Here is a 12,295-nt window from a genome sequence, read left to right as displayed (position 1 = left end):
GCATCTTGCCAGCGCAGGACGCACCATCCGCCCGAAGCCTGTCGCGGGCAAGCGCCGTCCGGTGCCCGGTTCCGTCAAAATCTCGCCATTGCGGCCGGCATCGTCCGCCGGTTGCAAGATCTTGCCGTTGGCATAAGTTCTGGCTGCCAGTTCAAGGGGAAAAGACGATGGAAACGACTTCGCTTCTGATCTTTGCCGGCGCATTGCTGGTGGCGGCGGGTTCGCCCGGCCCGTCGATCGCCGCCCTGGTTGCACGGGTGATCTCGAAGGGTTTTCGCGACGTGCTGCCGTTCCTGGCGGCGATGTGGATGGGGGAGGCGATCTGGCTGTCGCTGGCGGTGTTCGGGCTCGCATTCGTGGCGCAATCTTTCCACCTGGCGTTCGTGATCGTGAAATGGCTTGGCGTCGCCTATCTCGTCTACCTCGCCTGGAAGATGTGGACCGCACCGGTCGAGGCGCGTGAAGGCGAGATGCCGCGCCAGGATTCGGCAGTCCGGCTGTTCGCTGCCGGCATGGCCGTGACCTTGGGTAATCCCAAGATCATGATGTTCTACCTCGCGCTGCTGCCGACCATCATCGATCTCGCTTCCGTCACAGTTGTCGGCTGGCTGGAACTGACGCTGACGATGGCTGCGGTGCTGATCGCCATCGACCTGTGCTGGGTGCTTGCGGCTGCGCAGGCGCGCAAGCTGCTGAGGAGCAATCGGGCAATGCGAATCGCCAATCGCGTCAGCGCGACGACGATGGCTGGAGCGGCTGCGGCGATTGCCGCCAGATAGTGCCGGTTTTCTCGGCAGGGATTGGCAGCGGGAGGCCCTGAGGACGTTGCGTCAGCCTCAAAAGCAGGCACGGCGTGCCCGCTGCGCAGGCATTTTTGCAAACGTTCCGTCAAACCTTTGTCGCTAAACGCGGGCCATCTGCTACGATAGTCGCAAAAGCATATGACGGGACGGGAGAAACTAACGTCATGGCCGCATCAGTGAAGTCGAAGGCGAAACCTGCCAAGACTGCATCGTCCTCCAAATCCTCCGCCAAACCCCCACAAATTCTTGAACTCCTGCTTGGCCGCGCTCCTGCCGAGGATGTGGCCGACTACGAACCCGGCATGCTGGAGCGCGCGGCTCACCTGGCCGAGCAGGCGGTTCTCAAGCACCGCAAGGGGTCGTCGGTGATCGACATCGAGACCGGCGGGGGCGTGATCCGGCACGGCCGGCCGGTGACTGTCGTCACCGTCGTCAACGACAACATGCCGTTCCTGTTCGATTCGGTCCTCGGCGAGATCACCGAGGCAGCCGGCGAGCCGGTACTCGTCACCCATCCCGTGCTGCGCGTGCGCCACGGCCGTACCGGCGTCGACGAGATCCTGAGCGACGGCAAGGGCGACCAGGGTGCCGACAAGCTGAGCGTCATCCATGTCCACATCCCGCTGCTCGGCAAGGACGCCGCGGAAGCGCTGCGCGAGCGGCTGAAGAAGCTGCTCGGCCAGGTCCGCGCCGCCGTGACCGATTGGAAGCGGATGCTGGCTCGGCTCGACCAGGCGATCTCGGAATTCCGCTATGCGCCGATCCCGCTCGACAAGAACGCGGTGCTCGAGGCGATCGCCTTCCTCGAATGGCTGCGCGATGACAATTTCACCTTCCTCGGCATGCGCGAGTTCAAATATTCGGGCGGCGAGAAGAGCGGAACGCTGGAGCGCGCCGACAAGCCGGGCCTGGGTATCCTCGCCGACCCCGACGTGCTGGTTCTGCGCCGCGACACCGTCGCTGCGATGTCGACGACGCCGGAAATCCGTGTCTTCCTGCATGGCCCCGATCCGCTGATCGTCACCAAGGCCAATGCCAAGTCGGCCGTGCACCGCCGTGCCTATCTCGACTACATCGGCGTCAAGACGTACGACGCCAAGGGCCAGCTTTCGGGCGAGTTGCGCATCGTCGGCCTGTTCACCTCGACGGCCTACACACGGTCGGTGATGAAGATCCCCTATCTGCGGTCCAAGGCCGAGACGGTGATACATAAATCGGGTTTCGATCCCGCCGATCATTCCGGCAAGGCACTGATCAACGTGCTTGAATCCTATCCGCGCGACGAGCTTTTCCAAATCGCGGTGCCGACGTTGCGCAAGCATGCCGAGGCAATCCTCGGCCTGGTCGAGCGGCCACGCGTTCGCGCGCTGGTTCGCGTCGACCAGTTCGACCGCTTCGTCTCGGTTCTCGTCTTCGTGCCGCGCGACCGCTACGATTCGGTCGCGCGCGAGCGGATCGGCGCCTATCTCAAGAAGGTGTTCGAAGGCCGCCTGTCTGCCTATTACCCGGCCTTCCCCGAAGGCGGGCTGGCGCGTGTGCACTTCATCATCGGCCGCTCCGGCGGCAAGACGCCCAAGGTCGAGCAATCGGCAATCGAAGCGGCGATCCGCGACATCGTCACGACCTGGGAAGACGGGCTGCGCGAAGCGTCGGCGGAGGCGGGTTCGCCCGCGTCGCTGGTCAGTGTCGCCAGCCATTTTCCGCAGGACTACCAGAACAGTTTCTCGCCGACGGCCGCCCTGCTCGACGCCGAGCGGATCACCACCGTCAGCGCCGCCAACCCGATCGTCATCGATTGCTACCGCGACGCCGGCCAGGCCCCGGAACAGGCTTCGCTGAAGATCTACCACCACGGCGCGCCGGTGGCGCTGTCGCGGCGCGTGCCCCTGCTCGAGAACATGGGCTTCCGGGTGATCAGCGAGCGTACCTTCGAGCTCGGCGAAAAGGGCGAAGACCAGATCTTCATTCACGACATGGAGCTGGAGAACGCCTACGGCCAGCCGATCGACCTCGCCGACGGCGGACTGCTGTTCGAGGAGGTATTCCTGTCGGTGTGGACCGGCGATGCCGACAATGACGGCTACAACGCGCTGGCGCAGACGGCGGGGCTCGGCGCCAACGAGATCGTCATCCTGCGCGCCTATGGCCGCTATCTGCAGCAGGCCGGCATTCCGCAGAGCCAGGATTTCATCGCCGCGGCGCTCAACCGCTATCCCGATATCGCGCGCGGCCTGCACCAGCTGTTCCTCGCCAGGCTCGACCCGGCGCAGGAAAAAGACGGGCTGGTCACGGCCAAGCATCTCAAGGCCAAGATCAAGGATGCGCTGGAAGCGGTCCCTAACATCGACGACGACACCATCATCCGTCGCTACGTCAACCTGATCGAGGCGTCGCTCAGGACCAACCACTTCGTCGCCGGCAAGAAGGAACGGGGCCAGTCGCTGGCGATCAAGCTCGATTCGCGCAGCGTTGACGGCCTGCCCGAGCCGCGGCCGTGGCGCGAGATCTTCGTCTACGGTTCCGAGGTCGAGGGCGTGCACCTGCGCTTTGGCCCGGTGGCGCGCGGCGGCCTGCGCTGGTCGGACCGGGCACAGGACTACCGCACCGAAGTGCTGGGCCTGGTGAAGGCACAGCAGGTCAAGAACGCCGTCATCGTGCCGGTCGGCGCCAAGGGCGGCTTCTTCCCGAAGCGGTTGCCGGTCGGCGGCAGCCGCGATGCCACCTTCGAGGCGGGCCGGGCGGCCTACATCAACTTCGTCTCGTCGATGCTGTCGATCACCGACAATATCGACGGCGACAAGGTCGTGCCGCCAAAGGACGTGGTGCGGCGCGACGTCGACGATTCCTATTTCGTCGTCGCCGCCGACAAGGGCACCGCAACCTTCTCGGACACTGCCAACGGCATCAGCGAGAAGCATGGCTTCTGGCTCGACGACGCGTTCGCGTCGGGCGGCTCGGCCGGCTACGACCACAAGAAGATGGGCATCACCGCGCGCGGCGCCTGGGAGGCGGTGAAGCGGCATTTCCGCGAGATGAACCGCGACATCCAGACGTCGCCGTTCACCACCGTCGGTGTCGGCGACATGTCGGGCGACGTGTTCGGCAATGGCATGCTGTTGTCCGAGCAGACCAGGCTGATCGCGGCCTTCGACCATCGCGACATCTTCATCGATCCCGATCCCGACATGGCGGCGTCGTTTGCCGAGCGCAAGCGCATGTTCGCCCTGCCGCGTTCGAGCTGGCAGGACTATGACAAGTCGAAGCTGTCGGTCGGCGGGGTGATCGTCCCACGGACGCAGAAATCGGTGACGCTGCCCGCGGCTGCTGCTGCTGCGATCGGACTGGAGAAGACCACCGCTTCGCCGACCGAGATCATGAGTGCCATCCTGCGGGCGCCGGTGGACCTGTTGTGGTTCGGCGGCATCGGCACCTATGTCCGGGCAACCGGCGAAACGAACCAGGAGGCCGGCGACCGGGCCAACGACGCGATCCGCGCGACGGCCAGCGAGGTTCGCGCCAAGGTCATCGGCGAAGGCGCCAATCTCGGCACGACGCAACGGGCGCGCATCGAATTCGGGCTCAAGGGAGGGCGCTGCAATTCGGACGCCATCGACAATTCGGGCGGCGTGAATTCGTCCGACGTCGAGGTCAACATCAAGATTGCCCTGGCTTCGGCGATGCGCTCCGGTTCGCTCCAGCGCCTGGCGCGCAACAAGCTGCTCGCCGAGATGACCGAGGAGGTGGCGGGGCTGGTGCTGGCCAACAACTACGAGCAGACGCTGGCGTTGTCTCTCGCCGCCCGGCGCGGCATCCAGGACATCGCGCATCAGGGGCGCTTCATGAGCGCGCTCGAAGCGCGCGGCCTGCTCGACCGCGCGGTAGAGAACCTGCCGAGCCAGGCTGCGCTGGCCGAGCGCCAGACGCGCGGCGAGGCGCTGACCCGACCCGAGCTCGGCGTGCTGCTCGCCTATGCCAAGATCGTGCTGTTCTCCGACATCGTCGCCAGCGACCTGCCCGACGATGCCCAGTTCGCACGCGACCTGATGGGCTATTTCCCCGGTCGCATGGCCAGGAAATACGAGGCGGAGATCGGCGGCCACCGGCTGCGCCGCGAGATCATCACGCGCGTGCTGGTGAACGATCTCGTCAATCGCGGCGGGCCGTCCTTCGTCAACCGCCTGCAGGAAGCGAGCGGCCGGTCGGCGGCGGACGTGGCGCGGGTCTTTGCGGTCGTGCGCGACGGCTTTGCGCTGCCCGGGCTCTATGCCGAGATCGACGCGCTGGACAATGTCGTCGATGGCACGACGCAGCTCGACCTCTACCAGGCTGTGAGCCGGCTGCTGTTTGCGACATGCGGCTGGTACCTCAGGAACGACCACGGCGACGCGCCGCTGGCAAGTCGCATCGCCGAGCTGCACCAGGCTCGGGCGGCGCTCGAGCACAAGTTTGCCGGCATGCTGCCTGCCTTCACCCAGGACCGCATCCAGAAGCGGAAGGCGGGCTTTGCGGCTGCCGGTGCGCCCGAGAAACTGGCCGAGCGGCTGTCGCTGCTCGAAGTCGGCGAACTGGTGCCTGACATCGCTCTGGTGGCCAAGACGGCCAAGGCCGACATCGTCGCGGCAGCCAAGTCGTTCTTCGCCGTCAGCGAGGCGTTCCGCATTCCGCGCATCGAAGACGCCGCCAATGCGATATCGAGCTCCGACTATTATGAGGGGCTGGCTCTTTCCCGGGCGTCGGACACGATCGGCGCGGCACGGCGCGGCATCGCGGTTGCAGCCCTTACCGGCTTCGGCTCGGCTGCCGATCCTGTCGCTGCCTGGCTCGACGCCGGTGGCGAGCGCATCAACCGTACCCGCGAAAGGCTGCAGGCGCTGACCGAGGGCGGCGACATCAGTGTGTCGAAGCTGACGGTTGCCGCCGGCCTGATGAGCGACCTGTCGGGCCGGTAGTGGCCTATCAAACCGGCCTGCCGCGGAAAATCGCGGCGGGCATTTCCTCAAGGACCACGCAAGCGAACTGCGTTATAGCTCGCAACGACGCGCAGATGCGGCGCGCGTGGAGGGATGATGGCTGAGACGATGGTGGTTCAACGTACGCCGCGGCGTGGCGTCTGGGGCTGGATGCTGTTCGACTGGGCGGCGCAACCTTTCTTCACCGTGGTCACCACTTTCATCTTCGGCCCCTATTTCGTCTCGCGCATGGCGACCGATCCGGCCATGGGCCAGGCGGCCTGGGGCTACGGCATCGCCGCTGCCGGCTTCGTCATCGCCATCCTGTCGCCGGTGCTCGGCTCGATCGCCGACCAGACAGGGCCGCGCAAGCCATGGATCGCCTTCTTCGCCGCGATCAAGATCATCAGCCTGTGTCTGCTCTGGTACGCCGAACCCGGCTCGCCATTGGTGCCGATCGTCTTGCTTTTTTCGCTCGCCTCGGTAGCGGCGGAGTTTTCGATCGTGTTCAACGATTCGATGATGCCGCGCCTGGTGGCGAAGGACGAGATCGGCAAGATTTCGAACATCGCCTGGGGTCTAGGTTATCTCGGCGGCATGATCGTTCTGGTCTTCGTCGTCGGCTTCCTGGCGGCATCGCCCGAGACCGGCAAGACCATTATCGGCGCCGACCCGCTGTTCGGCATCGATCCGAAATTCGGCGAGGATGCACGCGCCACCGGCCCGATCTCGGCATTGTGGTACCTGATCTTCATCCTGCCCATGTTCCTGCTCACGCCCGACAGCGGCAAGGGCATCGCCATCCGCCCGGCCGTGCGCCTGGGCCTGAGCGAGCTCAGGTCGACATTGGGCGAGGTGCGCAAGCGCACCGGTATCTTCCGCTTCCTGGTCGCCCGCATGATCTACCAGGACGGCGTCAACGCACTGCTCGGGCTCGGCGGCGCATTCGCCGCGGCGATGTTCGGCTGGACCATCACCGAGATCGGCATCTACGGCATCATCCTCAACGTCGTCGCCATCTTCGGCTGTCTCGTCGCCAGCCGTCTCGACACCGGGTTCGGCTCGAAGGTGGTGGTCGTGGTCTCACTCATCCTGCTGACGATCGCCACCATCGGCATCGTCTCGACCGGGCCGGGCTACACGCTGTTCGGCATCTGGCAGATGCCTGGCGCCGACACCGGCGGGCTGTTCGGCACGCCGGCGGAAAAGGCCTACATCGCCTTCGGCTTGCTGGTCGGCATCGCCTTCGGTCCGGTGCAGGCCTCGTCACGATCCTACATGGCGCGCAGCGTCTCGGCCGACGAGGCGGGGCGTTATTTCGGGCTCTATGCGCTGTCGGGCCGGGCGACCAGCTTCGTCGCGCCTTTCGCGGTCGCGACGGTGACCGCATTGAGCGGTTCGCCACGCCTCGGCATGGCGATGATCATCATCTTCTTCGTGATCGGTCTGGCGGTGCTATTGCGGACGCCCTACCCGGCTGATGAGGTGAAGTAGCGCGTTACCCTTCTCTTGCGGGAAGGGCCGGCGGGAAAGCTTTGCCGAGTAAGACGATCGAGACGTGGCTGGGTACAGCGTTGGCGACTCCCACCCCGCTGCGTGGATCGACCCTCCCCACAAGGGGGAGGGTAAAGGCCTCAATGCCTGAAATGCCTGACACCGGTGAAGATCATGGCAATGCCATGCTCGTCGGCGGCGGCGATGACGTCGTCGTCGCGCATCGAGCCGCCCGGCTGGATGACGGCGGTGGCGCCGGCCTCGACGGCCGACAGCAGGCCGTCGGCGAAGGGGAAGAAGGCGTCGGAGGCGACGACCGAACCCTTGGTCAGCGGTTCGGCGAGGCCGGCGGCCTCGGCCGCGTCGAGCGCCTTGCGTGCGGCGATGCGGGAGGAGTCAACCCGGCTCATCTGGCCGGCGCCGATGCCGACGGTGGCCAGGTCGCGGGCATAGACGATGGCGTTCGACTTGACGTGCTTGGCGACACGGAAGGCGAACTTCATGTCCTCGATCTCGCGCTGGGTCGGCTGGCGCTTGGTGACCACGTTGAGGTCGAGCGCGTCGACGACGGCGTTGTCGCGCGACTGGACGAGCAGGCCGCCGGCAACCGACTTGACGGCCAGGCCGGCGCGGTCCGGATCGGGCAGCCCACCCGTCACCAGCAGGCGCAGGTTCTTCTTCGCGGCGACGATGGCCTGGGCCTCCGGCGTGGCGGCGGGGGCGATGATGACTTCTGTGAAGATCTTGACGATCTCCTCGGCCGCCTCGGCGTCGAGGATGCGGTTTAGCGCGACGATGCCGCCGAAGGCCGAAACAGGATCGCAGGCCAGTGCCTTGGCATAGGCTTCCGCAAGGCTGGCGCCTTCGGCGACGCCGCACGGATTGGCGTGCTTGATGATGGCGACCGCGGCGGTGCGGACCGGATCGAACTCGCCGGCGAGCTCGAAGGCGGCATCGGTGTCGTTGATGTTGTTGTAGGAGAGCTGCTTGCCCTGCAACTGGGTGGCGGTGGCGACGCCGGGGCGCTTGTCGCCGGTCAGGTAGAAGCCGGCCGACTGATGCGGGTTCTCGCCATAGCGCATGACGCTCTCGAGCCTGCCACCGAAGGCGCGCCAGTCGGGCATCTCGATTTCGAGCGCTTCGGCAAACCAGCCGGAGATCGCGGCGTCATAGGCCGCGGTGCGGGCGAACGCCTTGGCGGCGAGCTTCTTACGCATCTCGTAGGGCAGGCTGCCATTGTTGGCGACGATGGCGTCGAGCACGTCCTTGTAGTCGGCGGGGTCGGTGACGATGGCGACATAGGCGTGGTTCTTGGCCGAGGCACGGACCATGGCCGGCCCGCCGATGTCGATGTTCTCGACGATCGAGGCGTAGTGGGCGCCGGAATCGCGCACCTCTTCGAACGGATAGAGATTGACCACCACGAGGTCGATCGGCTCGATGCCGTGCTCGGCCATGGCGGCAGCGTGCTCGGGGTCGTCACGGACACCTAACAGCGCGCCGTGCACCGACGGATGCAGCGTCTTGACGCGGCCGTCCATGATCTCGGGGAAGCCGGTCAGCTCGGAGACGTCACGGACCGCGATCCCTTCGGCTGCGATGCTCTTGGCCGTGCCGCCGGTCGACACAAGCTCGACGCCGATATTGGCGAGGCACTTGGCGAACTCGATCAGGCCTGTCTTGTCGGAAACCGACAGCAGGGCGCGACGGATCGGCACCAGATCGGGAGCGGGGATCTTCTTGGAAACGACGGCCATGGCGAGGGGGCCTTTCACGGCTGGATGGGAGGAGCTGCGTGCGGGCGGCGTACCATATGACGTTTGGAAATCAAGGCGCGCAGGGCCTTTCGCTCAGTTTTCGAGGCGGCTGATGATGCGGGTGCGGGAGAATTGCCAGTGCACCTCGGACACTTCCGAAGCCTTGAACGACAGCACGATCTGGTGCGAGCGGCGTGGCCCGCCAAGCCCCGCAAAATAGATCGATTCCTCGACCTCGGCGGGGATGTCCGGCGAGATGAAGACCCAGGTGTCGATGTCGGGGCCGGTCAGCACCAGCCGCTCCTTCTGGTCGCGGAACAGCTGGATGTCGGGATGGACATGGAAGCGCACGCTGACGAGATCGCGGCCGTCGTTCCGGATCGGCGTCTTGCCGGCGCGCAGCAGGCGGTCGCAGCCCGACAGGATGCTGCCGCCGGCCGACAGGCTGAGCTCGCGCTCGTGATGGAGGCCGAAGCGCTGGGCGTAGCCGTCGTGGCTGGCGATGAAGCCATGGATGCCGGGCTTGTCGAGGCGCTGCGTGGACACCGATTTGGGGCCGCCGAAAAGCGGGCTGCCGAGCAGGCCGCTGACGCGCTGCGAATGGGCAAAACTTGCCGACGAGGTGTCGTTGATCGTGACTGTGGAATGCGCGGCGGTGGCGCGGGCCAGTGGCCGCAGTTCGGCGATGCCATAGGTGTCGACGCCGGCGTTGACGATGTAGTGCTGCCGGCCCGACGACATCTCGAAGGACAGGCAGCCGGCATGGGCGTGGTTCGACACGTCGATGGGCGGGGCGGTGCCGGTGTCGGCAATGACGGTGGTGCCGCCCATGGCCAGCCGCTCGTAGCCGGAGTGGGTGGCATGCAGCGGCGGCGAGCCGGCGGTGTCGTCATGGCGCAGGATCGCCGCTATGCGGTCGTGGATGGTGGCGCCCATGCCGTTGAAGCGGGCAAGGCTGCCGTCCTGGTGGCGGAAGAAGCGCAGGGCGGGCAGCATGCGTTCGACCGCATTGATCAGCGCCAACGGCGGCTGCTCGGCCTGGTTGGCATAGGTGTGGCGCAGCGGCAGGAGGTCGGCGAGGATCTCCAGCACCGCCATCGGGTTGCGCGAGACATGGCCGCCGTCAGGCAGGATCTGGCGGTCGAGCTCTTCGGCGAGGCTGCGCGTCGCCGAGCGCAGGGCCGAGACCGGCGCGGGCAGGGACAGGGCGGCGAAGGCAAGCGCGATGCGCGCCCTGAGCCGGTCCTTGCCGGCGGGCATTTCGCGCGCCATCGAGCGAAGGTAGCGGATCTGCATCGCCAGCGAGCGCAGGAACGACCGGTAGAAGGAGAATTCGGCGCCCTGCAACACGACCGAGGAATGCTGGAGCCAGGCGATGATGCGCTTGGCAGTGGTGGCCGGCTCCCAGGCGACGCCGGAGATGCGGTTGCCGTGCATGGCAATCCAGTCGGACACCAGCGCCCGCGCATTCGCTGCGGCGAGTTCGGTGCCGGCGGCGCGCATGTGGCGCAGCCAGCGGAAACCGTGCAGGCTGCGCTGCCAGCCCCTGTTGGGCACTTCGACCGTGAAGGGTGACTGGCCGCCGGTCTCGACCAGGTGGCCGGACAGCGGAAAGCGGCCATAGTAGATTTCAAGCGCGATCTGGGGATCGGCGAGCCGCAGGTCGGGCGGAGCAATGAGCACGCGTTCGGGCGTACGCCCCGAGTAGCGCCAGCGATAGGCCGGACCGGCGCGCAAACGCCGACGTGCCTTGCGCCAGAACTCCTTGGCGACGAGCGTCCACAGGCGCGTCGTGTTGTCCGCCGAAATCGACAATATCCCTCCCGACGCAACCCACGCCATGGCTCAAATTAGGTTGTTTCAATGGCAGGCGCGAGGGTGAATTTTTGGTAAATGCGAGGGCGGATCAGGCGAGACGGCGGAAGCGCGCGGCAAAAAAGCCGTCGAGACCGGAGATGGCGGGATTGCCGAGGTCGAGGCCTGCGGGTGTGGTGCGCAGAAAACCCTCCGTGGTGATGAAGTCGTCTGCTCCTGCGACTTCGCCCACGCGAATCGGATCGAGTTCGACCTTGCCCTTGTGGTCGGCGAGGAAGCCGGCGACGAGCGCCTCGCCTTCGAGCGGATCGAGCGAACAGTTGGAAAAGACGATCCGGCCACCTGGCTTCACCAGCTTCACCGTGCGGTCGAGCAGCCCGCGCTGGACGCCGGCGAGCTTGGCGATGTCTTCAGGCGACTTGGTCCACAACACGTCGGGGTGGCGGCGCACGGTACCGGTCGACGAGCATGGCGCGTCGAGCAGCACGGCGTCGAACAGCTCCTCCGGCTCGTAGACGAGGATGTCGGCATTGACCTTGTCGGCGTCGAGGCCAAGGCGCTCGAGATTGCCGGCAAGGCGCGCGAGGCGGTTCTTCGAGGCCTCGACCGCAGTGACCTTGGCACCGGTGAGCACGAGCTGGGCGGTCTTGCCGCCGGGCGCAGCACACAGGTCGGCGACGCGCTGGCCGGCGACGTCGCCAAACAGCCGCGCGGGCAGTGCTGCGGCGGCATCCTGCACCCACCAGGCGCCCTCAGCGAAACCGGGCAGCTCGGCGACCGGTCCGGCGAGGCGCTCGATACGCAGCGAGCCGGTGGGCAGCACGGTGCCGCCCAACTGCTCCGCCCATTTGGCGGGATCGCACTTGGCGGTGAAATCGACCGGCGCCTCGATGCGATGCGCGGCGAGGATATTCTTCGCGTGTTCCGCGCCGTAGGCCGCGGTCAGCCGCTCGACGAACCAGTCCGGCGCGTCGTTCGTCGTAGCCAGCATCTCAGGCAGTTCGGCATCCTTGGCACGGGCGAGCGAACGCAGCACGCCGTTGACCAGGCCGGAGAAGCGCACGGTGCGCGGATCTGCCTTGGCGTGGGTGACGGCGAGGTCGACGGCAGCGCTGTCGGGGATGTCGAGGAACAGGATCTGGGCAGCCGCGACATGCAGGATATGCGTCAGCACGGTGGCGTTGGCGGGGAGCGGCTTTTCCAGGCGGCGCGAGATCAGCTTGGCGATGGTGACGCGATAGCGAAGGGCGGTGGCCAGGATGGCGCGGACGAGCCCGCGGTCGCGCAGGTCGAGCGCCCGGAACTGCGGATGGCCGTGCTCGTGATCGGTCAAGCCGTCGAGCGGCGTCCTGGCGTCGATGGTGGCTGCAAGCAGGCGCGCTGCGGCCATGCGCGCGGCGATGCCGGGGACATCGGGAACGATGGACGGCCGGCTGCCCTTGCTGTCGCCGGTGCGTGCGCGGTTTCGCGAGCGGTC

6 protein-coding genes are annotated in these 12,295 nt (G+C 66.4%); 3 read left to right on the top strand and 3 right to left on the bottom strand.

From position 1 onward, the window contains the following. Positions 1-167: 167 nt before the first annotated feature. The 3 genes from GGR00_RS16465 (at position 168) to GGR00_RS16455 (ending at position 7,246) form a co-directional block, all read left to right on the top strand. Complete coding sequence (locus GGR00_RS16465; protein ID WP_055974990.1) at positions 168-779, top strand: LysE family translocator; 612 nt, start codon at positions 168-170, stop codon at positions 777-779. Between the two features lie 188 nt (positions 780-967). Next, on the top strand, positions 968-5,752 hold the full coding sequence (locus GGR00_RS16460) for an NAD-glutamate dehydrogenase (RefSeq protein WP_055974988.1): 4,785 nt from the start codon (positions 968-970) through the stop codon (positions 5,750-5,752). Between the two features lie 114 nt (positions 5,753-5,866). Continuing rightward, positions 5,867-7,246: an MFS transporter gene (locus GGR00_RS16455; RefSeq protein ID WP_377863567.1), complete on the top strand. Its 1,380-nt coding sequence runs from the start codon at positions 5,867-5,869 to the stop codon at positions 7,244-7,246. 140 nt (positions 7,247-7,386) lie between these two features. On the opposite strand, the gene purH is transcribed toward GGR00_RS16455, so the two are convergent. The 3 genes from purH to GGR00_RS16440 all read right to left on the bottom strand — a co-directional run bounded on the left by purH (position 7,387) and on the right by GGR00_RS16440 (position 12,241). After that, positions 7,387-9,003, bottom strand: a complete 1,617-nt coding sequence (gene purH / locus GGR00_RS16450; RefSeq protein WP_184700024.1) for a bifunctional phosphoribosylaminoimidazolecarboxamide formyltransferase/IMP cyclohydrolase — start codon at positions 9,001-9,003, stop codon at positions 7,387-7,389. Positions 9,004-9,096: 93 nt separating this feature from the next. Beyond that, positions 9,097-10,845, bottom strand: coding sequence for a heparinase II/III family protein (locus GGR00_RS16445; RefSeq protein WP_377863565.1), 1,749 nt, complete (start codon positions 10,843-10,845; stop codon positions 9,097-9,099). Positions 10,846-10,909: 64 nt separating this feature from the next. Beyond that, on the bottom strand, positions 10,910-12,241 hold the full coding sequence (locus GGR00_RS16440) for an RsmB/NOP family class I SAM-dependent RNA methyltransferase (protein WP_055975472.1): 1,332 nt from the start codon (positions 12,239-12,241) through the stop codon (positions 10,910-10,912). Between the last annotated feature and the right edge of the window lie 54 nt (positions 12,242-12,295).

The sequence above is a fragment of the Aminobacter aganoensis genome (assembly GCF_014206975.1).
Taxonomy (GTDB): domain Bacteria; phylum Pseudomonadota; class Alphaproteobacteria; order Rhizobiales; family Rhizobiaceae; genus Aminobacter; species Aminobacter aganoensis.
The sequence above is the reverse complement of the archived record's forward strand: the minus strand, read 5'-3'. Positions and strand labels throughout refer to the sequence as shown.

Coding starts and splice junctions, on each gene's coding strand:
- GGR00_RS16455 (WP_377863567.1), top strand. CDS start 5,867: ATGATGGCTGAGACGATGGTGGTTCAACGTACGCCGCGGCGTGGCGTC.
- purH (WP_184700024.1), bottom strand. CDS start 9,003: ATGGCCGTCGTTTCCAAGAAGATCCCCGCTCCCGATCTGGTGCCGATC.
- GGR00_RS16445 (WP_377863565.1), bottom strand. CDS start 10,845: ATGGCGTGGGTTGCGTCGGGAGGGATATTGTCGATTTCGGCGGACAAC.
- GGR00_RS16465 (WP_055974990.1), top strand. CDS start 168: ATGGAAACGACTTCGCTTCTGATCTTTGCCGGCGCATTGCTGGTGGCG.
- GGR00_RS16460 (WP_055974988.1), top strand. CDS start 968: ATGGCCGCATCAGTGAAGTCGAAGGCGAAACCTGCCAAGACTGCATCG.